At 37.9% G+C, this 21,312-nt stretch carries 22 protein-coding genes and 2 riboswitches; of the genes, 16 read left to right on the plus strand and 6 right to left on the minus strand.

Annotation, left to right across the window (positions count from 1 at the left end; all coding sequences use genetic code 11):
- Positions 1-74 precede the first annotated feature (74 nt).
- The 6 genes from CD001_RS04750 to CD001_RS04775 all read left to right on the plus strand — a co-directional run bounded on the left by CD001_RS04750 (position 75) and on the right by CD001_RS04775 (position 5,425).
- Positions 75-1,013 carry a ring-cleaving dioxygenase gene (locus CD001_RS04750; RefSeq protein WP_096186421.1) on the plus strand — a complete coding sequence of 313 codons (939 nt, stop codon included), beginning with the start codon at positions 75-77 and terminating at the stop codon, positions 1,011-1,013.
- Positions 1,014-1,032: 19 nt separating this feature from the next.
- The gene (locus CD001_RS04755) at positions 1,033-1,641 is read left to right on the plus strand and encodes a flavin reductase family protein (protein ID WP_096186422.1); all 609 of its coding nucleotides are present in this window, start codon (positions 1,033-1,035) and stop codon (positions 1,639-1,641) included.
- A 22-nt stretch (positions 1,642-1,663) separates the two neighbouring features.
- Positions 1,664-2,611, plus strand: coding sequence for a ring-cleaving dioxygenase (locus CD001_RS04760; protein ID WP_096186423.1), 948 nt, complete (start codon positions 1,664-1,666; stop codon positions 2,609-2,611).
- Positions 2,608-3,207, plus strand: a complete 600-nt coding sequence (locus CD001_RS04765; RefSeq protein ID WP_096186424.1) for an alpha/beta hydrolase — start codon at positions 2,608-2,610, stop codon at positions 3,205-3,207. The genes CD001_RS04760 and CD001_RS04765 overlap by 4 nt, the downstream gene beginning before the upstream one ends.
- A gap of 123 nt (positions 3,208-3,330) precedes the next feature.
- On the plus strand, positions 3,331-4,695 hold the full coding sequence (locus tag CD001_RS04770) for a transposase (RefSeq protein WP_096186425.1): 1,365 nt from the start codon (positions 3,331-3,333) through the stop codon (positions 4,693-4,695).
- 322 nt (positions 4,696-5,017) lie between these two features.
- Entirely contained in the window at positions 5,018-5,425 is a 408-nt protein-coding gene (locus CD001_RS04775; RefSeq protein WP_096186426.1) for a DoxX family protein, read from the plus strand.
- Positions 5,426-6,320: 895 nt separating this feature from the next.
- On the opposite strand, the gene CD001_RS04785 is transcribed toward CD001_RS04775, so the two are convergent.
- The 4 genes from CD001_RS04785 to CD001_RS04800 all read right to left on the minus strand — a co-directional run bounded on the left by CD001_RS04785 (position 6,321) and on the right by CD001_RS04800 (position 10,222).
- Complete coding sequence (locus CD001_RS04785) at positions 6,321-6,761, minus strand: CBS domain-containing protein (RefSeq protein ID WP_096186428.1); 441 nt, start codon at positions 6,759-6,761, stop codon at positions 6,321-6,323.
- Positions 6,762-6,965: 204 nt separating this feature from the next.
- Complete coding sequence (locus CD001_RS04790; protein WP_257009702.1) at positions 6,966-8,297, minus strand: TrkH family potassium uptake protein; 1,332 nt, start codon at positions 8,295-8,297, stop codon at positions 6,966-6,968.
- Position 8,298: 1 nt separating this feature from the next.
- Complete coding sequence (locus tag CD001_RS04795; protein ID WP_096190490.1) at positions 8,299-8,970, minus strand: potassium channel family protein; 672 nt, start codon at positions 8,968-8,970, stop codon at positions 8,299-8,301.
- A gap of 46 nt (positions 8,971-9,016) precedes the next feature.
- Positions 9,017-9,160, minus strand: a riboswitch (cyclic di-AMP (ydaO/yuaA leader).
- A 166-nt stretch (positions 9,161-9,326) separates the two neighbouring features.
- Positions 9,327-9,483, minus strand: a riboswitch (cyclic di-AMP (ydaO/yuaA leader).
- A gap of 325 nt (positions 9,484-9,808) precedes the next feature.
- Positions 9,809-10,222 carry a VOC family protein gene (locus CD001_RS04800; protein ID WP_096186430.1) on the minus strand — a complete coding sequence of 138 codons (414 nt, stop codon included), beginning with the start codon at positions 10,220-10,222 and terminating at the stop codon, positions 9,809-9,811.
- 261 nt (positions 10,223-10,483) lie between these two features.
- Here CD001_RS04800 and CD001_RS04805 point away from each other — a divergent pair, with 261 nt between their 5' ends.
- The 3 genes from CD001_RS04805 (at position 10,484) to CD001_RS04815 (ending at position 13,633) form a co-directional block, all read left to right on the plus strand.
- Entirely contained in the window at positions 10,484-11,185 is a 702-nt protein-coding gene (locus CD001_RS04805; RefSeq protein WP_218839238.1) for a MerR family transcriptional regulator, read from the plus strand.
- A gap of 589 nt (positions 11,186-11,774) precedes the next feature.
- Positions 11,775-12,635, plus strand: coding sequence for a 23S ribosomal RNA methyltransferase Erm (erm, locus tag CD001_RS04810; RefSeq protein ID WP_096186431.1), 861 nt, complete (start codon positions 11,775-11,777; stop codon positions 12,633-12,635).
- A gap of 47 nt (positions 12,636-12,682) precedes the next feature.
- The gene (locus CD001_RS04815) at positions 12,683-13,633 is read left to right on the plus strand and encodes an aminoglycoside phosphotransferase family protein (protein WP_096186432.1); all 951 of its coding nucleotides are present in this window, start codon (positions 12,683-12,685) and stop codon (positions 13,631-13,633) included.
- A 135-nt stretch (positions 13,634-13,768) separates the two neighbouring features.
- Here CD001_RS04815 and CD001_RS04820 read toward each other — a convergent pair whose 3' ends face one another.
- Positions 13,769-14,806 (minus strand): helix-turn-helix transcriptional regulator, encoded by a 1,038-nt coding sequence (locus CD001_RS04820; protein ID WP_096186433.1) that lies wholly within the window; start codon positions 14,804-14,806, stop codon positions 13,769-13,771.
- Between the two features lie 164 nt (positions 14,807-14,970).
- Between CD001_RS04820 and CD001_RS26795 the strand changes: the two genes are divergently transcribed.
- The 5 genes from CD001_RS26795 to CD001_RS04845 all read left to right on the plus strand — a co-directional run bounded on the left by CD001_RS26795 (position 14,971) and on the right by CD001_RS04845 (position 18,274).
- Positions 14,971-15,099 carry a hypothetical protein gene (locus CD001_RS26795; protein WP_257009703.1) on the plus strand — a complete coding sequence of 43 codons (129 nt, stop codon included), beginning with the start codon at positions 14,971-14,973 and terminating at the stop codon, positions 15,097-15,099.
- 186 nt (positions 15,100-15,285) lie between these two features.
- Positions 15,286-15,504 carry a hypothetical protein gene (locus CD001_RS04830; RefSeq protein ID WP_096186435.1) on the plus strand — a complete coding sequence of 73 codons (219 nt, stop codon included), beginning with the start codon at positions 15,286-15,288 and terminating at the stop codon, positions 15,502-15,504.
- Entirely contained in the window at positions 15,497-15,997 is a 501-nt protein-coding gene (locus CD001_RS04835) for a class I SAM-dependent methyltransferase (RefSeq protein ID WP_257009963.1), read from the plus strand. The genes CD001_RS04830 and CD001_RS04835 overlap by 8 nt, the downstream gene beginning before the upstream one ends.
- Before the next feature lie 31 nt (positions 15,998-16,028).
- Complete coding sequence (locus tag CD001_RS04840) at positions 16,029-17,084, plus strand: saccharopine dehydrogenase family protein (protein WP_096186437.1); 1,056 nt, start codon at positions 16,029-16,031, stop codon at positions 17,082-17,084.
- Positions 17,085-17,086: 2 nt separating this feature from the next.
- On the plus strand, positions 17,087-18,274 hold the full coding sequence (locus CD001_RS04845; protein ID WP_179298603.1) for a DUF418 domain-containing protein: 1,188 nt from the start codon (positions 17,087-17,089) through the stop codon (positions 18,272-18,274).
- Positions 18,275-18,634: 360 nt separating this feature from the next.
- Here the strand turns inward: CD001_RS04845 and CD001_RS04850 are convergent, their stop codons facing one another.
- The gene (locus tag CD001_RS04850) at positions 18,635-19,549 is read right to left on the minus strand and encodes a LysR family transcriptional regulator (protein ID WP_096186439.1); all 915 of its coding nucleotides are present in this window, start codon (positions 19,547-19,549) and stop codon (positions 18,635-18,637) included.
- A 211-nt stretch (positions 19,550-19,760) separates the two neighbouring features.
- Here CD001_RS04850 and CD001_RS04855 point away from each other — a divergent pair, with 211 nt between their 5' ends.
- Positions 19,761-20,675, plus strand: coding sequence for an NADP-dependent oxidoreductase (locus CD001_RS04855; RefSeq protein WP_096186440.1), 915 nt, complete (start codon positions 19,761-19,763; stop codon positions 20,673-20,675).
- A 29-nt stretch (positions 20,676-20,704) separates the two neighbouring features.
- Entirely contained in the window at positions 20,705-21,250 is a 546-nt protein-coding gene (locus tag CD001_RS04860; protein ID WP_096186441.1) for an NADPH-dependent FMN reductase, read from the plus strand.
- Positions 21,251-21,312: the final 62 nt, after the last annotated feature.

Here is a 21,312-nt window from a genome sequence, read left to right on the forward strand (position 1 = left end):
AAAGCGGACAAAATAATGAGATATCTAATGTGTTAGTACAAAAATAAGATAAATCCAAAAGGGAGTGAACAAGAATGAGTAAGCAAACAATGGGAATTCACCATATCACAGCAATTGTAGGTCATCCACAAGAAAATGTAGATTTTTATGCAGGTGTTTTAGGGTTACGGTTAGTGAAGCGAACGGTTAATTTTGATGATCCAGGTACGTATCACCTTTATTTTGGTAATGAAGGTGGAAAACCAGGAACGATCATCACCTTTTTTCCATGGGCAGGTGCACACCAAGGGAAGATCGGCGGTGGTCAAGTAGGGGTCACATCTTATGTCGTTCCAAAAGGTGCCTTACCATTTTGGGAAAAAAGACTGGAAAAGTTTCATGTTTCGTTTTCAAAAACCGAACGTTTCGGAGAGCAGTATTTAGAATTTAATGATCCACATGGGCTTTATTTGGAAATTGTTGAAAGGAGTGAAGGAGAAGTCAATCGTTGGAGCTTTGGCGAGGTAACCTCCGAAGTGGCGATTAAAGGCTTCGGTGGAGCGACATTATTATCGAATAAACCTGATGAAACGGCGAAATTGTTAGAAGAAGTAATGGGGCTCGAATTGATGGCAAAAGAAGGAGATTTCGCCCGATATCGTTCTACAGCGGATATTGGGAATATCATTGATTTAAAGTTAACACCAGTTGGAAGCGGACAAATGGGTGTTGGTACAGTACACCATGTAGCTTGGCGGGCAATCGATGACCAAGATCAACTAGATTGGAAAGAGCATGTTGAACGTGTTGGATTCCGTGTGACGCCAGTCCAAGACCGAAACTATTTTAATGCCATTTACTTTAGAGAACGTGGAGACATATTGTTTGAGATTGCAACTGACCCTCCTGGATTTGCACACGATGAAACAGAAGAAACAATGGGAGAAAAATTAATGCTTCCTGAACAATATGAGTCTCACAGAGAAAAGATAGAACAGGTTGTCCTGCCGTTTGAAGTAAGAAAATTAGACTGAACGAAAAGGGATGATGACAATGCTATCGATAGACCCGTCTACTCGTACCGAAAGAGAAAATTATAAATTTTTAATCGGAAGTATTATTCCAAGACCGATTGCATTCGTGACATCGATTTCGAAAGACTCGATATTGAACGGAGCACCTTTTAGTTACTTTAATATAGTTTCTTCTAATCCGCCAATGATTTCATTATCAGTACAACGTTCAGAAGGGAAACAAAAAGATACCGTCAGAAACATTTTGGGAGCAACAGAATTTGTCGTTCATATTGTAGACGAACTTAATGTTGAAAAAGTGAATCAAACAGCAGCGAACCTTCCGTCAAATCAAAGTGAAATCGAGTTAGCAAGATTGACTCCAGTAGATAGTGAGAAGATTTCAGTGCCAGGTGTAAAGGAAGCGAAAATTCGAATGGAGTGCATGCTGGAGCACTCCTTACCACTAGGAGGTTTAGATTCACCTGGGTGTGATTTAATAATAGGAAAAGTTGTTCATTTTCATATTGAAAATGATATTTATGACAAGGGAAGAATAGATCCAAACGGCTTAGCTGCAGTAAGCCGTCTTGCAGGAAATCATTATGCGAAAATCGGAGAAATGTTTTCCATTGAGCGACCTAAATAAGCATTGGAAAGGTGGGAATAGAATGCAAATATCATCAGGAATCCACCATATTACCGCAATGGTGAATGATGCACAAAGGAATATTGATTTTTATGCAGGCATCCTTGGGTTAAGACTCGTAAAAAAAACGGTCAATTTTGATCGCCCAGAAGTGTATCATCTTTATTTTGGTAATGAAATGGGCCAACCAGGAACTGTTATGACATTTTTCCCATGGCCAAAACAGTTAAAAGGGCGTATTGGAACCGGGCAGGTCGGAGTTACCAGCTACATGATTCCAAAAGGGGCCATTTCCTTCTGGGAGCGTCGTTTACGAAAGTTCAATATTGAATTTCGTTCAGAGGTTCGTTTTGGCGAGAAATATTTGAAGTTCTATGACCCAGACAACCTTGAAATTGAATTAGTGGAACGCGATCAAGGCCCATTAAACAATTGGAACTTTGCAGGTATTCCATCAGATCATTCAATAAAAGGGTTCAGTGGGGCTACTTTATTTTCTAAACAGCCTTATAAAACGGCTGATGTACTTGAAAATGTATTAGGGTTTGAATGCATTGGGCAAGAAGAGAGTTTTCTCAGGTTTACGTCAGAAGCAGCACTTGGAAATACCATCGATCTTAAGTTAACGGCATCTGTTCGTGGGTTGATGGGAGCAGGAACTGTTCATCATATTGCCTGGAGAGCTAAGGATGAAGAAGATCTTCGCAGATGGAGATCACTTCTTCAACATAAAGGGTATAATCCAACAGAGATTCTTGATCGGAATTACTTTAAAGCTCTTTATTTCCATGAAGAAGGAGGCATTCTTTTTGAAATTGCAACGGATCCACCGGGCTTTACTGTAGATGAACCACTAAATAATCTCGGTGAGAAACTAATGTTACCTTCATGGCTAGAGTCAAAACGAAATGAATTAGAGGAATCGCTGCCTCAAATTGAGGCTCGTAAATTGAAAGGAGACGAATCATGAAACACCTATTTAATAAAGGGACAGATTCAACAAAACCAACGTTATTGCTGCTGCATGGAACTGGAGGAAATGAATTAGATCTATTACCTCTTGCGGGGAGAATTGATGATGAAGCTTCAGTATTAAGTGTAAGAGGCAGCATATTAGAAAATGGAATGCCTCGTTTCTTTCGGAGGTTAGCTGAAGGAGTATTTGATGAAGAAGACTTGATTTTTCGAACAAAAGAGTTAAATGAGTTTCTTGATGAAGCAGCTGAAAAATATAGCTTTGATCGAAATAATGTAATTGCAATTGGCTATTCGAACGGAGCTAATATTGCAGCGAGTTTATTATTTCATTATCAACATGCATTGAAAGGTGCGATCCTTCATCATCCGATGGTACCGAGAAGAGGGATAGAACTCCCTGATTTATCTAGAAAGTCTGTGTTTATTGGGGCAGGGACAAATGATCCAATTTGTTCATCAGAAGAATCTTCTGAACTAAAATCGTTATTAGAAGCTGCAAATGCAAAGGTTGAACTACATTGGGAAGATAAAGGGCATCAGTTAACCGCTGAAGAAGTAGAGGCGGCAGCCGGATGGTATCGTAAGTGAATGAATTTCATAATTATTGGCCCTTACAGGCCAAGGGTTTCAAGACATGAAAAAAGGAGTACCTCCCCAAATGTCGAATTTAGTAAGTAACGAGCAAACTAATTCGAAGGGGGAAAGACTCCTATGTCTATTGTACGACAAGAAAGTCTTTTTAGCATGCAAATTTTATTTGATTTAGAACCTACCCAACGTTACGATGAGATTTTTTCAGCCATTAATATCCATCCACTCCTTACCGTGGTATCAAAAAAATCCAATTTAGGCAGGCCCGTTAAATTAAACTATCCTGCCATGATTCAAGCACTTGTAGTAAGACTCGTTGAAAGAATTCCTGAAATACAACTTCTCATTAAACGTTTAAACTCGGATCTTAAGTTTAAGATAGATTGCGGTTTTTTAGTATCAGATCCTGTTCCTTCGGAAGCTTCGTTTTCAAGGATGATTACAAAGATCAAAGATACAAACGTTCTTGAAGAGGTCAATTCTCAAATAGTACTTGATGCGATTCAAGAAGAATTTATTACGAATTCCAATATCGCCATCGACTCTGGTCACTTTGAAGCGAGAGATCAGGCTCCTTCCAAGAAAGAAGAGAAACCAAAGCCTGAGCCAAAGAAACGTGGGCGTAAATCAAAGGCGGAACGCGAACAATGGTTAAAAGAGAAAGAAGCCATGGAAGCCTCTTTGTCCATTTTTGAAAAGAAAATTGAAGATCAGCTAGACGTTTCTTATGATGAACTTCATGGTCAGCTGCCTCTTGACCCTGCATGGGGCGTGAAGAAAAACAGTGAAGGTAAAAATGTGTTTTGGTACGGGTATAAAGGCCATTTGGCTGTGGATACAAAAACACAATTTATTCTCCAATCGACGATTTCTTCAGGCAGCCTAAACGATGGGAAAGCAGCTATCCCTTTATTAAAAGGAATAGAAAGTAACTTTCCGGAACTTAGGATGATCTTTGTCCTAATGGATGCAGGGTATGATTACGATGCCATCTATGAACAAGTCCATCGAATGAAAGGGCATTCCATCATTGCTTACAACAAAAAGAATGAATCAGAGCCAATTGGGTTTGATGAGAATTTCGCTCCAACCTGTGTCAGAGAACATTCGTATCGATATGATAGCTTTGATCAAAAGTATCAAACGCTAAAATATACTCGTCCAAAGGAATGTATAGACTGCCCACTAGCTGATGATTCCTTATGCCAAAAGGTTTACAAGATAAAAATAGAGTCTGATTTACGGCGGTATAGTGCACCTGCACGTGGTTCCATTGCCTGGAAAGAGCGATTCAAAGAACGGAGCTCCGTTGAACGGGTGATTGGATACCTCAAAGAATTTTTTCAGTTAAACAATGTAAGATATCGAACAGGAAAGCGAGCCAAAGTCCATTTTGATTTAGTTACCATGGTATATAATGGCATGAGATTAGCCAGCATGCGACTTGCTCAAAAACAAACTTCAACGAGTTTGGCAGCAGCTTAATAAAATGCAGGGAACCAGTGATTGTAGCGAAAGGTGCGAGACGCCTTCGGGAATAGCATTAGCTGAAGATCCCGCAGGGTGCTCTCCCCGAGGAAGCTGAAGCAATGCCCGAGGCAAGCGAGCGTCCTGAAGCGAAAATCAGCATCAATGTTAATAGATCGAATAATTTTTTAAAGGTATAACTTTTATTCTGAAAGTGTTTGCTTTTTTAAAAAAGTGAATTATGAAATTGGTTCAAGTTATAAATTATTTTAAAGTAAATCTGTTAAGTTTTTCGTTGTAAAAATTCATTCATAACAAAAGAGATTGGAGAGATAAAGTGATGTTAAACAAAACCGAAATTGGCGCATTTTTATTACGTCTCGTACTAGGTATTATATTTTTAGCGCATGGTGCTGACAAGTTCCTAGGTGGGATCGACAATACAGTAGGTTGGTTTGATAGTATCGGTTTACCAGGAGCGCTGGCTTATGTTGTAGCAACTATTGAGTTAGTTGGAGGTATTGCTCTTATTATAGGATTATTTACAAGAATTATTTCTGCACTAATCGCCTTTATCATGGTTGGAGCAATCATAACCGTGAAATTTTCAGCAGGGTTTTTAGACGGCTACGCGTATGATCTTGTGTTATTAATTGTAGCTGTCTACCTTGTCTTAAATGACAGTAAGTTTCTTTCTCTTAGTCAAGTATTTAGTAAAGATAAAGCGCGATTCACAAAATCAACTTAATTATTTCGAGTTGTGGAGGTTGATAATTTCATATTTATAGGACTCCGAGTAGGAGCGAGATAGTAAATGAATATCCCTCTTAGTTTTAGCCAAAAAACCCGTCTATATTATAATTGGTCGGGTTTTTCTAAGTGCAGAAATGGAAAAATCGAATTTCTGAACTATACTGCCTTACTCTGTAATGTATCCTTATCTTTGACCGGTTTCTTTGATAGAAGGGCAAAAACCATGGCCACAAAAGGAAAAATCGTCATTAGATAAATCATTTCTTGATAGCTGCCAATGCAAACGGCAATGGGCCAAAAGCAGAACCAATGACCATAATGGTTGAGGAAACCCCTTTAATACTCCCGATGTTATAGCGACCAAAAATAGTTTGGCCAAACAATTCCAAGGCTTATTGCTCGAATCCTCCTACGATGCCACGAGCAATTCCGAACATAATAGCTAAAGAATATGACTCAGCAGGTACGAGCAATATCATGATACCAATTTGCCCGGCAAAAGTTAATGTAAGAATTAATTTACCTTCACACGTTCTACAATAAAACCTGCGAGGAAGGTAATTGGAAAGGATACCATAGCCATAATACTTAAAATATATGCTGCCGCCTAAACTCACAGAAGATTATTGAGAAACCGTTGACAGATCTATGCGGGACATTGAGTACGCTATATGCGCGAAAAAGGGTAATATTGCGTGTTTGGAGGACACAAGATCCGCTATTGAGTCAAAAAGTCAATGATTTCATGTGTTATGAGTAGAATAACGGAACAGGTGTCCTCGAAGATTGTGATAAAGACGTTTTTTGGTCAAATAAGAGATCTGATGTCCGCCAAAACTCACCTTATAAAAACAACCGTCCAAAAAAGACGATTGTTAGATGGAGGGTTATTACTGTGGAGGCTGATTGTTATGTGTAGGGAAAGAGATGTTAGATAATGCTTGACCTGCTTCATTTTGATAAATATTTTGAGTGGCAAGGTCTCCAATTGAAAGCATCCCTACTAATTGGTTATTTTCAACAACAGGTAAGCGGCGAATTTGCTGTTGTGCCATCATGTTAGCTGCTTCATGAATGTCCATATTCACATCAGCAACTGTTAGGTTACTGCTCATACATTCTGATACTGGAGAATTCGCTTGCAATCCATGTGCGGTCGCACGTAAAGTAATATCCCGGTCTGTAATAATCCCTCTAACTTGACCATTCTCTACTACTGGAACAGCTCCACAATCGTGTTGCTCCATTAAAGCAGCAGCCTCTTGGACCGATTGTTGTGGAGAAACAGAAACGACATGATTACTCATTAAATTTCTTATCGTTTGATTCATATATTTCACTCCCTTTAAAACTAGAGTTTGTAAAAGGAAAGGAAATATACAATGGAACAATGAATTGAAAAATAACTTTTACAAGTATCATGGTATTTAAAGCAATTAGGTTACATCCGCGAATTGTGTTCCTTTTCTTTTTAATAAGAAATCTCAATCACTTGATTGTACCGATATGCAGACGCCTTGTTCTGTTCTTATATGCTACCCTGTAAATACGTCTCCTTTTGGATAAGAGACATTTGGTTTTGACGATTTCGCAAGGGCAAAAGCTAATGTGAGCGGTCCAATACGACCGACAAACATTAAGACAATGATCATTTGCTTTCCTAACATAGATAAATCTCCGGTCAAGCCCATTGAAAGACCAACCGTTCCAAAAGCTGAAAATGCTTCAAAAACGATCAGAATAAAGGGGGCTTGCTCCGTAATATTTAATATGAAGATGGAGACAAAAACCATTGCTAAACTAATGACCACGATTGCTAATGCACGATGAATAATGTCTTCATTGATTCTTCGTTTATAAATTACAGACTCTTGGCTGCCACGTAAGTAAGTATAAACAGCTAATATAATGACTATAAAAGTCGTGAGTTTTATCCCACTCCCTGTTGACGCACTGCCGGCTCCAATAAACATAAGAAGAAGAATGAAAACAATAGTACTATGGTTCATATCACTGATTTCAATCGTATTAAAACCTGCAGTCCTGGGTGTTACGGCTTGAAAGTAGGAAGCCCAAATTTTTTCGTAGGTTGTTAGGTCTCCTAATGTCATTGGATTTGTATATTCCAAAATAAAAATCGTAAATAGTGCGACTACATTTATAATTAGCGTGCCAACTAGCATAATCTTTGTGTGTAATGAATAATGGCGAAATCTTTTGGTCGTCATGACATCATACAATACAGTAAAGCCGATTCCCCCAACGATAAATAAAATCGTAATAATTAGATTGACGATCGGATCGCCTACATAGCCTGATAAACTATCAGCCCATAAACTAAACCCAGCATTATTAAAAGCAGAAACTGAATGGAACAGGCTTGTAAAAATACCAAATCCCCAGCCATACTCTGGTATCCAACGAATCGAAAGTAACACAGTTGCAATAACTTCCATAATAATGGAGAATAGAAATAAGATTTTAACTAACCGGACAACACCACCAATTGAATGTTGATTAAGTGCTTCTTGTAGCAGAACTCTTTCTTTCAATCCGATTCTTTTTCCTAATACTAAAATCGTCATGATGGCAAATGTCATTAATCCTAAACCACCAATTTGGATCAAAATCATAATGATAACCTGGCCAAAAATGGTGAAATCAGCGCCAGTATCAAGAACAATCAACCCTGTAACAGTCGTTGCAGAAGTAGCCGTAAATAATGCATCAATCCATGAAATGCTTCCTGTTGTACTCCATGGAAGCATTAAAATAAGAGTCCCAAGTATGATGACAACTCCAAATCCGGCGGCTAAAAATTGTGGAGGGGAGATACGCCACCCTTTAAATAAATTTTGTAATCTCACCTTACATCGCCTGATCTTCAAATCGCTTAATGTCTTTATTTTCACCAATGACGATGAGGAGGTCTCCTTCATGAATTTTCATGTCTGGTTCTGGTGAAATGTCAATGTCTTCATTTTTTTTGACCGCAAGGATTGTGACTCCGTATTTTGCACGAATATCTAAGTCAATCAATGTTTTACCTTTTAATTTCGAAGTTGCAATGAGTTCGACAATACTATATTTATCTGAGAGCTCAATGTAATCAATGACCTTTTCATCTGAGACTTGCTGTGCAATTCGTTTCCCCATATCTTTTTCAGGGTGCACGATCATATCAGCGCCAATCTTAGCAAGAACTTTATGGTGATAGTCATTTTTAGCTTTAACCCAAACTTTACTAATATTGAGTTCTTTTAATACGAGCGTTGTTAATATACTTGCTTGAATATCATCACCTATAGAAACAATGACATATTCAAAGTTTCTTATGCCTAGTGATCGCAGTGCTTTTTCATCAGTAGAGTCTGCGACAACTGCGTGTGTTGCAATGTTCGCGTATTCATTGACTTTATCTTCGCTTTTGTCCATCACAAGCACTTCATGACCTAAATCGATTAATTCCTTACATACACTTCCGCCAAAGCGGCCTAAGCCGATAATGGCAAATTGACCTTTTCTAGACATCCTATCCATCTCCTTTAACAAAAAAAGACCTCTTCAAAGAAGGGTCGTTTTTTGACCTTTCTCTCGAAACGCTTACGAAGTTAGCTGTCGGATTAGGGGATCAGAGTACCCCTTCTTAAATAAGATTCACCCCAAGGCGATGAAACATACGCCAGAAAACTGGTTCCTCCGCTCTGAGAAGATTCAGCGATTTAAAAGGTTTTATAAAATTTTTGATCATTCTTCTTTCCCAATTAATCGGGTCCTGAGTAATTGGAATAAATATAAAAACGGATGAAGAAGGGAATCTCCATCCGTTTTTTTGCAAAGTTAATAAACATTGAAACATCGGATTTTTACCGAATAATCAATGCATACCAAAAAAACAATTGTCCCTTCAACGCTTACGAGGTTAGCTGTCGGATTCGGGCGCAAGAGTCGCCCTACGACTAGTAAATATAAAGTCGATTCACCCCTAGGAAAACGATTAACGTTATCCGAAAATGGGTCCCCCGCTTCAATTGAATTAAGCGATATACAATTTAAATATGTGTGAACCAACTATGCTTGATGTTTTGAATGATCATAGATTACTCCTCGTTCAAAAGATTGTAAAGAGCTATAAAATGTCAAAAATAATCAAAAATGATTTTCATATGAGATTATGTAATTAATACTATCATTTACTTAATTTATAATGGTTTTTCTTTTATTTTCGATTTTGAGGTTGGATTCTTATCTATAAATTATGGAAAATTATTTCTTAATTGGATTTTTTGTATTCAATATGTCTATTTGTTCTCTCTGTACAAAGTTTGGATAAAAAGGCTAACGAAAGTTTTTCTCGTTAGCCTCGATGTACAAACATTTATTTATTTTTTGTTTGAATCCACCAAAGGTTCCCTAATGGGTCGACGATGCCTCCCATATGTCCATTCTCCTCTGTTACTTCCATGATCGAGGTTCCTCCAGCTGCGGTTGCTTTTTCATGAGTTTCAGCAGCATCGTCTACATAAATATACATTTGTATAGGCACTAGACCGTCATTGTTTAAGTCACCACATACACCTGGCCCACAACTTCCATCAGCAGACGTATCAGCAAAATAAATAGTGCTTCCACCGATTTTCATTTCTGCATGGATGACACCTTCTGTACCTTCCAGCTTTTCAACCGTTCCTAACTCAGCTTGAAATGCTTTCCTAGTAAAATGAATAAACTTAGGGGCATTTAACACCATAAAGTAGGGGACGATCGATTGATCCTCGTGTAAATTTTTCATTTTCCATTCGCTCCTTTTAACTTTGATTTAGTAAGAAACTAGTTCATTTCTTCTTACAATTTCATTTTACTAATTTCATGCAAATGGATAGGTTTAATAAAATAAATCGTATAAGAATAACTTATATATTGGATAAACCCGTCATGAAGTTTAAAATTGAGTTACAATGGTCTCCTCAAGAAGGTTGAGAATCGCACATAGAGCTTGTAACAAAATATTATAGGTGATTTCGTTTACGCAATCATAAAAGGAGTTGGGCTCATGATGAGAGGAAGTGAAATAGCAAAGAAGTTAAACATAAGTACAAGTGCATTAAAGCACTATGAATCGTGGGGCATTATCCCTAATGTTGAAAGGGCGAGCAACGGTTATCGGATATACACAAAGGAACATGAAGCTTATTTTCAATGTATACGAGCACTGAAGCCAGGCTTTGGGATGGATGTTGTGAAGGAAGTGATGCCTCTTATTGTGAAAGGGGAGGATATGAAAGCCTTATGGTTAATCAATGAAAGGCAAGTACGTCTTCACGAAGAAAAAAGAACAGCAGAAAGAGCTGTACAGTTGCTTGACTTAAAAGAGCTAGAAGACATTCCGCGAGATAAATCGAAAAAGACTTTTTATTCGATCGGTGAAGTAGCTAAACAAGCAAATGTTTCTCCATCATCAATACGGCACTGGGAAAAGGAAAAGCTAATAGAACCAAAACGAAGCAAAGATAGTGGATTTAGAATCTTTACTTTCTCAGATCTTCGAAAAGTTCTTATTATTCGAACCGTACAAAAAGCCGTTTATTCGTTAGATATTGTCCGTGAAGTTATAGCGGAAATGGAAAACGATAACTTCGTTCAAGCGAGAGAAATGACAAAACAATCCTTAATCTATATTGATCAAACGTTGGTTGAGCAAATTAAGGGAGTTTCATCCTTGAATCATTTATTAGAGGTGAAAAAGAGACTCTAATGTTATATACAAAAAATGGATATGTTACGTTGACTTTATTAGCAACTGAACTTATAATAATGATTGTGTTTCATATGATTAATTTAAGGAGGGTTGTTAAAAATATGGGTTCAATTATTATTTTCCGTTCTTTGAACAAGTAATTTCATACGTTCAAAGGCTCTGTGATCGCTAACAGAGTAAACGGGAAAAGTCTGCCCATTTTTATTTAACAATCCTATTGAATATGCTTAATAAAAAGTAGGGAAAGACTGATATTCTGTCTTTCTCTTTTATTATAGGTTCAACTAGAAAAGGTGCTTTTATTAAATCAGCAGTAGTTAAATAAGCGTAATCAGATACGTAGGAAGCATTGTTATTAACTGCGGTTTAAAATAGCAGCAAAACACTTGAATTGAGCCTGATAATATGAGGAATAGATTTTTTAGAAAACTAGGGAAGGCTACGTTATGCTTATTTTTTGAAGGTTCCTTCTTTCTTTATTTTTTCCAAAATCGATCCCGTTTACTGAAAGCCGCAGACCACGATGTCTGTGGCTTTTTCATGCGATTGGGGCTGAAGGATAAAGTAAGAAGGGATTGAGAAATGAATGACGAAAAGAATGAATAAACATACGTCCAAGAGGAAAGCATCACGACGGGGGCAAGCAAATTTTAGCGGGCAGCACTTCATGCACAATAAACGGATTGTAAAGGAAATAGTAAACATCGCTCACATTTCAAGTCGGGATCTCGTACTAGAGTTAGGAGCTGGAAAAGGGGCAATAACAGTAAGTTTGAGTGACAGGGCGAGAAAATTGATCGCTGTTGAATATGATGATAAGCTCATTGAGAAATTAGCACAGCTTCGAATGGAAAACACATCAATTATAAGGCAAGACATGTTAAACATCTTGTTGCCACGAGAACCGTTTGTTGTCGTTTCAAGTATCCCTTATGCGATTACGACGAGGGTTATGAAAATGCTTTTCAGTAATCCGAAAAATAGCGTTCAAAGAGCAGTTATTGTGATGGAAAAGGGTGCAGCTAAACGATTTACATCTCGTTTTATTAAAGATGCATACGTCATCACTTGGAGAATGTATTATGAGATTTGTTACGTTAAAGAAGTATCAAGAAAAAATTTTTCTCCGCCACCAAAAGTAGACTCTGCAATCATACGGATAAATCGGAAACAAACACCGGTTGTGCCAATAAATGATTATTTTATCTTTCAGGGGTTGGCAGAATTCATGCTTAAAAATCCACAGTTACCGATTGATATTGCTTTGCGGGGGATATTTACTCCTCCACAAATGAAACATTTAAAAAGAACACTTCAAATAAAAAAGGATCTTTCTGTAGGATTCTTATCGGAGACACAATGGGGAATCATTTTTAAAACGATGGTCGAACGCGTTCCGAATTTTAGATGGCCTAGGGCAAAAAGAAGAAAGTTGAACGAATTTTAAGTCTAAAATGTGAAGTCAAGATAACCTTTAAAGGAGAAGAAACGATTATGGATCAGATAAAGAGGGTTTTAAAAGACTCGTACAATATAGACGCTTTGGAAGTATCACCACAGCAAGGCGGATGGTCAGCACTAGCTTATAAAGTACGTGACTTAAAGAAAAGCTATTTTTTAAAGGTGTATGAAAAACATCGGTCATCTACGCCGAAATTGACAGCGATGATCGATTTATATGTGCCAATTTTGATATGGCTCACTGAAAATAGCGGTCTAAAAGATCATGTTCCAGTCCCGATTTTAACAAAGGATGGCAAATGTAAATGTGAAGATGAGGAAAATATTTATTTGCTGCATGAATTCATTGAAGGGGAAACGATCGGAGAAAAAAGACTAACGAATAAACAGGTTGAACAGCTAGCGGTGTTCATTTCAGAGCTTCATCGATATGGGGGAGAGATCCCTGTCGAAACGGGTGCAATAAAGGAGGATTATAACGCTCCATTTATAACTTCATTGCACAAGACGATCAATTATGATCAGAACGAATTTCCTTTTGATATATGGGAACTCGTCCATCCCTATGTAACGAATATCAATCATTTGATAGAAAGGGTACAACTTTTATCTGAAAGTTTAAAATCAAAGGAGCTTAAGTTATCTCTCTGTCATACGGATTTGCACAATTGGAATATGATGCAAGCTGGACAACAATTCATATTAATTGATTGGGAAGGTTTGAAACTGGCTCCTGTTGAAGCTGATTTGATGTTTCTTCATGATAAATCGTACTTCAATGAATTTTTGAATATCTACGCGAAAGCACATCCAAACTTTACAATGAATGAAGAGGCATTACAGTTTTATCAATGGAAAAGAAGGCTTGAAGATATATGGGAGCTAATTGAACAGCTCGTGTTTGATAAGCAGGATAAGAATGAGAAAGCGCTCACTATGAAATATTTGAAGGAAGAGTTAGAGGTGGTCAGTAAAGAAGATTGATAGATAATCACGAACAAAAACGTCCATCAGCATCGTATTGCTGATGGACGTTTTACATATGACTAGATAGACGGTGGGGATGCTGGTTCGACTTAGGAAAAGAGGTCCAATAAATCTGACATCCTAGGTGAGATGCTAAATTTTATAATGAGAGAGGAGCAGTGAAATTAATTCTCTCCGGCTTCTTACACCAGTTTTCATAAATATCGATTTTAAGTGGTCCTGTACTGTATAGACAGATATCGATAATGTTTCCGCTATATGTTTTGTTGAATGACCATACAATAACTGATTAACAAGTTGTTTTTCACGTGAGGACAGGTCATAGGTTTCATAAAGCAGTGCTACAACCTCTTGGGGTTTTGCTTGTTCTGTCATCACGGCGAATTGTGACGTTGTTCCATTTAGTTTGCTCGCATGAATGGAAAGGAAAGTACTATCTGACATACGTATACACAATTTAGCCTTTTCTGCATCTCTATTTCTAATTATGGCATTAGCTTTTGCTTGTGAGCAGATTGCTCGAATTGGTCGTGGTAAAATGTGGCTTTCGACTTTTTCCCTATCTCGTAACCATTCAAGTAGTGACTCAGCTGCAGCATTGGATGAGAGGATATTGAAGCTGTCATTGAGGATGAGAATGCCCGACTCAAACGACTGCTTTTGAATTAACTTTGGAGGTCGTAATGAAAATGTTTGTAATGACTGAGCAATCGAAGGTATCAAGTAGGAAAGTTGTTTAAGCTCATCGTTAGAAAATAGACCTTGATCGGTTGAACGGAATAATGTTAAAAATCCCCAGCACATTCCTCTGTACATCAGTGCTGCTCGTAATTCATCTCCAAAACCAGTGGGGAGGAGAATGTCACGGTAACGGCGGCTCCGTCTTAATTCACCCTCTGTAGATTGACTTAAAAGTGCAATCGGTTTAGTTGATTTTGCTAATACTATAAAGCTGTTGTAGTCATCGGTTAAATATTCACTCTCAAATAATCGTGAATGAATCTTTTCGATACGTCCATCTGTTACAGCACCTGTTGAAAGAAGTGTATGCGGATCAACCGTTGTAAAACAAGCGGCTTCAAATATTAGTTTTGACTTTAACTCATGTATAGTATTTTTACGAAAAGAGTACGAATCATACGCCTTATGATTATTAATTGTTGTCGTCATTACATACACCTCATATTAGAAATTGTTATCGAGTAAAGAGTCTCTACAATGCTAATCCACTTAAAATCCCATCTTTATGGGATTCTTTTTAATTTCATTTATTTTTATAATTGATAATGATTATTACTATCATTATATTACATGAAAGTGGAAGGGGGGAAAAGATGATATTTAGAAAGCTAATCTTTGTGCAGTTTGTTGGTGTATTGTTCTTTGCTACCGGTTGCATGATGAATCACGAGCAAACACATCACGAGCACATTGAAGTGACTGTGTTATCATTCCAACGATGATTACAGCGGGAAGGTATAACTTTCTATTAACATTGTGGCAAACAGAGAAACCCACTGTCCTACTTGTTTCTCATGATCTAGAGGAGACATATAAACTTAGTAATCGCGTGATCGAGTTAAAAGGAAGTCCTGTAACACAATATGAAGAAATCATTGAAAAGCAAAAGCTGATAGGGGGCAATTAGAGTGAAAGAAACAAAACGTCCAAAATCTTGGAGTGATCCGAAAGTAGCTTGCTATGAGAAAGAAATACCAAGAAAAATTGCAGGTTATTCCCTTATTTACGAACTCATTGTAAATCTTTTGACTGTCATATTAGAACATATAAATAAACCAGAACTATTAATTGTAGGTGCTGGAGGTGGTCAAGAATTAGTCACTCTAGGAATCGCTAGGGATCGCTAGGGGTCAATGGAGGTTCACAGCTGTCGATTCTTCGAAGCCAATGCTAGAAGTTGCGCAACAAAGAAGTAGTCATTTTAGTGAGCGAGTTCGCTTTAAACAAATAGCATGGGAGAAGTTTTCAGAGGACATTTATTATGACGGAGCTACAAGTATACTTGTCTTACATTTTATAAAAGGACTCGAAAATAAACGTAATTTTTTGACTCGTATCTATAAACACCTTAGACCTGATGCACCATTTTTTCTTACGACCATTCAAGGGGATGCAACGAGATTATCATATTCTGTTCAAATGAGGGCGTGGAAAAACTATATGACTAGCCAAGGTATTATGCCGGAAGTTTTTGATGAATTTGCATTATCAATAGGAAACGAAATTGACTTGCTTACAGAAGAGCAAACCGTAGAGCTGCTTCATGAAACTGGATTTACTGAGGTAAGCCGGTACTTCAGTTCATTCCTCATTTCTAGTTATGTAAGCTTTAAAAAGTAATGGAATTTCCTCAAAGAAAGGAGTGCAAGTTATGGATAGAAATCAAATTGTCGTGATCGGTGGGTATGGTCATGTAGGACAAATGATATGTCTACAATTAGCTTCGTTATTTCCGAATCGTGTATATGCTGCGGGGAGAAACAAAACGAAAGCGGAACAATTTGCTTCTTCAACAGGTGGTCTTGTCAAACCAATGGTCATAGATCTATTAGAAGAACCAAATCATTCAATCTTTCAAAAGGTGAAACTTGTAATTGTTTGTGTTGAGCAGACGAATGATTATTTTCCTGCTTTCTGTCTCAAACATGGAGTAGACTATATTGATATTTCAGCATCGAATGATTTTTTGGAAAAAGTTGAAAAACTAAATGATCTGGCGGTTACAAACAAAGCGACAGCTATTTTAAGTGTAGGATTAGCTCCAGGTATAACGAACTTACTTGCTGGATGGCTTAATCGTCAACTAGATTCGGTCGAAGAAGTCGATATATTTTTAATGCTTGGTTTAGGTGACCATCATGGTGGTGGTGCAATTGAATGGACATTACAACAGACGAAAAATGATTTTCATAAGAGGTCGAAAGGAACGCTAAAGACAGTGCGAAGTTTCATAGATAAAAAGTCGGTATTTTTTAACGAGAAACTAGGATGGAGAAGGGCATATTCCTTTAACTTTTCTGATCAGCATACATTAAGAAAAACACTAGTCGTTCCTGAAGTTAATACTTACCTTTGTTTTGATTCTCGTATTGTAACTAAAAGTATTTATTTATTAAAAAGAACAGGGCTTATAAGCATAGCCCCTTTGCAAATCTCAAAGTTTCTTTTAACGAAAGTGAAAATAGGGAAGCCACTTTTTATTTTGAAAGTAGTAGGTCGAGCAAAGCGTAAAGGCAAAGATACCTTATTAGAGACGATGGTTCACGGGGCAGAAGAAGCAAGGGCTACTGCAGCTGTAGCAAGTTGGGTTGCCCAAACCATTTATAACCAAGAGGTTTCCAATGGTGTGTATCATATTGATGAAGTGTTCGAGTGGACAGAAATATATGATTCGTTGAAAGCAATCATTGAATGGGAGCAAAAGTAAGGATGGAAGCAATAAATAAAAAGTTAGAACCAACAAAACAGAGCGAACGTTATGTAGAGCTTGATGTATTGAGAGGGATTGCATTATTTGGAATTCTAGTTGTGAACATGAAGTATTTTTCAACACCTGCATTATACATGGATATGCTTGGCATCACTGCTTGGCAAAACGAAACAAACAAGATCATAGACTTATTCATTAAACTTGTTTTTGAATTTAAGTTCGTTAGTATGTTTTCGTTTTTATTTGGTATAGGCGTTGCGGTTTTTATTTCTCGAGTTAAACAAAAGGGGCTGTGTGCCAAACGTTTGATGAAACGAAGACTTACCTTTCTATTACTAATAGGATTGTTTCATTTATTTTTTATTTGGTATGGAGATATCTTAACGCTCTATGCATTAGTCGGTTTTTTACTCCTGTATTTTATAAAGAAAAGGCAATCCTCGATGTTAATCTGGTCGTTTGTTTTATTAACTATTCCTGCCGTAATTATTAGTATGGTTTTATTATTTGGACTAAATATGAATAGTGCCTTTAAACATCAAATTGAAGTGATCATGCATAAATCAAGTTATACTTATTCTGAAGGGACGCTATCTGAGGTTTTTCTTCAAAGACTAGTCGATATTCTCTTCATATACCAAGGCTATGTTCTAATGGTGCCAGTTGTGTTAGGATTGTTTTTGCTAGGTGTATACTCATGGAAAAGTGGGTTGATCGAGAATAGGGTGCATCGGAGGGAGAAAATAATAAAAATTCGTAACGTATGTTTTGTTATTGGTCTTCCTTTTCTTATGCTCATGTTATGGGCGAACCTGAAGGGTGGCGAAGGAAGTATCCCTTATTATATGCTTTCACTTTTAGGTCATTCTGTAAGCGGACCAGCACTAGCACTCTTTTATATATCAAGTGTTTGTTTATTTATGCAACGTAGCAATTGGCAAAAGAGGTCTGTTTTCTTACAGAAAGTAGGGAGAATGGCGTTTACGAATTATCTACTTCAATCTTTCATTTGTACAACAATCTTTTATAGCTACGGCTTTGGTTTATTTGGAGAAATAAATGAATTACAAGGATTTTTATTAGCTGTTGTTATTTTTTTCTTTCAAATATTATTTAGTCATTATTGGTTAAAAACTCATAGCATGGGACCGATGGAGACTGTTTGGCGAAAGATTACGTATAAGTAATGGGATCAAAAGATGTTTGGCGATTAGGTCAGAATAGATGTTTGGGCGTTATCCTTGTTAAAGTGGAGTCAATAGAAGAGGATTATAGTCTCCTTTTATATCATCATTGCAAAAGGTGATCAAAGATGAAAAGAGCGGATTCACTCTTGATATTTGGGAGTTAATCAGCAGCTCGTATTTGATAAGCAGGATGAGAATGAGAAGGCTCTCACAATGAAATATTTTAAGGAAGAGTTAGAGGTCGTCAGTAAAGAAGATTGATAGATTAATCTCGAACGAAAACGTCCATCAGCATCGTATTGCTGATGGATGTTTTACATATGACTAGACAAACGTGGCGGATTACTGATTACTCCCTTTCTACCGCAACATCAATGTTTTTCTAACTTCATTGTCTATCGTTTCTTCATCTTTGAAGTAGGTTATTATAAAATCTTTAAATGCAACTGCTGCCTGTGATAAATAACGATCTTCCCGCCAAGCAATTCGAAAGATTCTTTCTCCTGTAGGATGTTCAATCGGCAGTTTGACTAAGTCTAGCTCTTCCTCACTTTTACAGCCACCAACAATCGCGATACCAAATCCAGCTCGAACAAGATCAGCGATACTTGCTGGATCTTCCGTTTCACACACCATTTTTGGACGAAATCCTGCTTGGTTACAAAGATCATCATTCATGATTCGCAGAGGAGAATTTTCTTTATACCCAACAAAAGGTTCAGTCTCCACTTCACGAAGGTCAATCGATTTACGGTTTGCAAATTTATGTCTGTGTGGGACTGCAAGGTAGAGCTTTTCACGAATCAATGGAATTTCAACGAATCCTTCCCGTTGAATCGGCAGAGAAGTTAAATAAAAATCAACATCTTTGTTTGTTTCTAGATTCTCAAAATCGTCCATCGACGATTGGAACATCTGAAAATGGACTTCTCGATGTTCAGCTAAAAAAGTCTGCAAAGGCTTTTTCACCTGTTCCATATTCATAATAGCTAAATGAATACGGCCATGTTTTAAACCGGATAGATCCTCGACTTCCCGGCGTCCCTCTTCGAGTAACTCGATCGCAGCCTTCGCTTTCGCTTCAAAAGCTTTTCCAAATGGATTCAAACGGATCTGCCGTGCTTTTCGATCAAATAATGGTACCCCTAAGTCTTCTTCTAGGCGATGAATCGTTCTGCTTAAAGCCGGCTGGGAGATATGAAGTTCTTGTGCAGCTTTCGTCATATGTTCTAACTTTGCTACAGTTAAAAAATACTGGAGTTGGAGTAGTTCCATCTTTTTCCCCTCCTTTTCATTACATTCAGTATATGCATATATACCAAAACATGTATTTTTCATTATCTATTTACAATTATATACTGAATAGTACCAGCAAACAATCTTAAGGACGCAGGCGAAAATCTCAAAATTACGATTTTGATTGTCTCTCTTTTTATATGTTTGATCGAAAACATAAAGGTTTATAAAAAATGAAGGAGTTGATGAAATGAAAGCAATAGCCTTTCATTCACCGGGTCCCCCGGATGTGTTAGAAGTGATGAACTTTGAAAAACCTATTCCTGGGAGCGGGCAAGTTCGCGTAAAAGTAAAATCAGCTGGTGTTCAGCCCGTTGACTGCGCAATCCGTGGGCAAGGTTTTAGCCCACCAGGAGTGAAAATCCAATACCCTCAAATTTTAGGGAATGAATTTGCTGGTGTCATCGACATGATTGGAGAAGGGGTAGAAGGTTTTTCAGTCGGGAGCGAAGTGATCGGTTGGTCGCTTCTATCAAGCTATGCTGAATATGTCGTTGTCCCAATTTCTCAAATTGTTCGAAAGCCTAAAAGTATGCCTTGGGAAGAAGCTGGTGTCCTTACTGCTTCAGGGCAGACTGCCCATACAGCTTTGCAGGCACTTGGAATCAGTAAAGGAGATACTGTACTCATACACGCAGCTGCTGGAGGAGTTGGAACATTCGCCGTTCAATTAGCACGAGCATGGGGGGCAACTGTAATCGGTACTGCCAGCCCGCGTAACCATGACTACTTGAGATCGTTAGGAGCGATACCAGTCGCATATGGAGATGGTCTTGTGGATCGGGTACGTGAAATTGCACCTATTGGAGTCGATGCCGCTTTAGACGCTGCAGGAAACGACGCACTTAGAGCTTCTGTGAAGCTCGTCTCCGATAGAAAAAGGATCGGTACGATCGTTGCATTCGATCTTTCAGAGCAGCTTGGAACGATCCCAATTCGCAGTAAGCGAAATCTATCAAGACTATCTGAACTGACAAAATTATACGAACAAGGTCACCTTCGTGTTGTGATATCACAATCATTTCCACTATCTAGAGCAAATGAGGCTCATAGAGCTGTAGAGACCCGACATGTTCGAGGGAAAATCGTACTAACAGTGGATTAGAACGTTAATTTGAATTAGGAGGACTATATGTGGAAAAAATAAAAATTGGCATTATTTTAGGAAGTACACGTGAAGGGCGAGTAAGCCCGCAAGTCGGAAAATGGGTAAAAGAAATAGGGGAGGAACACGGTGGTGCTTATTATGAGCTTGTCGATTTAGCTAATTATGACTTACCATTTTTAGGAACGGGGGCAGGGGAAGAGAAAGGAATCATATCTTGGAAAAAGAAGGTTGCCAGTTTGGATGGGTTCGTTTTTATCGTTCAAGAGTACAACCATAGTATAACCGGTGTGTTAAAAAATGCACTCGATTCAGCGTACGAGGAATGGCACGATAAAGCAGCGGGGATTGTTAGTTACGGTTCTACAGGTGGGGCTCGTGCTGCAGAGCATCTACGCGGGATCTTAGCTGAATTATCAGTCGCAACAGTTCGAGCCAATCCAACTTTATCCATTTTCACCGACTTCTCTTCGAAAGTGTTCAAACCTGCGGATTTTCATACTAGGTATGTGACGTCGATGTTGGATCAAACTTTATTATGGAGTCGTGCACTTAAAACTGTAAGGCAACCGTAATGTAGAAATGACCTGCCTTATAGACGTATAGATACAGCTAAGACCCAGACGGATCACCCGCC

Origin of the sequence: Evansella halocellulosilytica, from assembly GCF_002335745.1 — a bacterium.
Taxonomy (GTDB): Bacteria; Bacillota; Bacilli; order Bacillales; family Salisediminibacteriaceae; genus Bacillus_CA; species Bacillus_CA halocellulosilytica.

What these genes read in the sequence shown, in the direction of transcription:
- CD001_RS04750 (WP_096186421.1), top strand. Translation starts at nt 75, where the DNA reads ATGAGTAAGCAAACAATGGGAATTCACCATATCACAGCAATTGTAGGT.
- CD001_RS04755 (WP_096186422.1), top strand. Translation starts at nt 1,033, where the DNA reads ATGCTATCGATAGACCCGTCTACTCGTACCGAAAGAGAAAATTATAAA.
- CD001_RS04760 (WP_096186423.1), top strand. Translation starts at nt 1,664, where the DNA reads ATGCAAATATCATCAGGAATCCACCATATTACCGCAATGGTGAATGAT.
- CD001_RS04765 (WP_096186424.1), top strand. Translation starts at nt 2,608, where the DNA reads ATGAAACACCTATTTAATAAAGGGACAGATTCAACAAAACCAACGTTA.
- CD001_RS04770 (WP_096186425.1), top strand. Translation starts at nt 3,331, where the DNA reads ATGTCTATTGTACGACAAGAAAGTCTTTTTAGCATGCAAATTTTATTT.
- CD001_RS04775 (WP_096186426.1), top strand. Translation starts at nt 5,018, where the DNA reads ATGTTAAACAAAACCGAAATTGGCGCATTTTTATTACGTCTCGTACTA.
- CD001_RS04785 (WP_096186428.1), bottom strand. Translation starts at nt 6,761, where the DNA reads ATGAATCAAACGATAAGAAATTTAATGAGTAATCATGTCGTTTCTGTT.
- CD001_RS04795 (WP_096190490.1), bottom strand. Translation starts at nt 8,970, where the DNA reads ATGGATAGGATGTCTAGAAAAGGTCAATTTGCCATTATCGGCTTAGGC.
- CD001_RS04800 (WP_096186430.1), bottom strand. Translation starts at nt 10,222, where the DNA reads ATGAAAAATTTACACGAGGATCAATCGATCGTCCCCTACTTTATGGTG.
- CD001_RS04805 (WP_218839238.1), top strand. Translation starts at nt 10,484, where the DNA reads ATGATGAGAGGAAGTGAAATAGCAAAGAAGTTAAACATAAGTACAAGT.
- erm (WP_096186431.1), top strand. Translation starts at nt 11,775, where the DNA reads ATGACGAAAAGAATGAATAAACATACGTCCAAGAGGAAAGCATCACGA.
- CD001_RS04815 (WP_096186432.1), top strand. Translation starts at nt 12,683, where the DNA reads ATGGATCAGATAAAGAGGGTTTTAAAAGACTCGTACAATATAGACGCT.
- CD001_RS04820 (WP_096186433.1), bottom strand. Translation starts at nt 14,806, where the DNA reads ATGACGACAACAATTAATAATCATAAGGCGTATGATTCGTACTCTTTT.
- CD001_RS26795 (WP_257009703.1), top strand. Translation starts at nt 14,971, where the DNA reads ATGATATTTAGAAAGCTAATCTTTGTGCAGTTTGTTGGTGTATTGTTC.
- CD001_RS04840 (WP_096186437.1), top strand. Translation starts at nt 16,029, where the DNA reads ATGGATAGAAATCAAATTGTCGTGATCGGTGGGTATGGTCATGTAGGA.
- CD001_RS04845 (WP_179298603.1), top strand. Translation starts at nt 17,087, where the DNA reads ATGGAAGCAATAAATAAAAAGTTAGAACCAACAAAACAGAGCGAACGT.
- CD001_RS04850 (WP_096186439.1), bottom strand. Translation starts at nt 19,549, where the DNA reads ATGGAACTACTCCAACTCCAGTATTTTTTAACTGTAGCAAAGTTAGAA.
- CD001_RS04855 (WP_096186440.1), top strand. Translation starts at nt 19,761, where the DNA reads ATGAAAGCAATAGCCTTTCATTCACCGGGTCCCCCGGATGTGTTAGAA.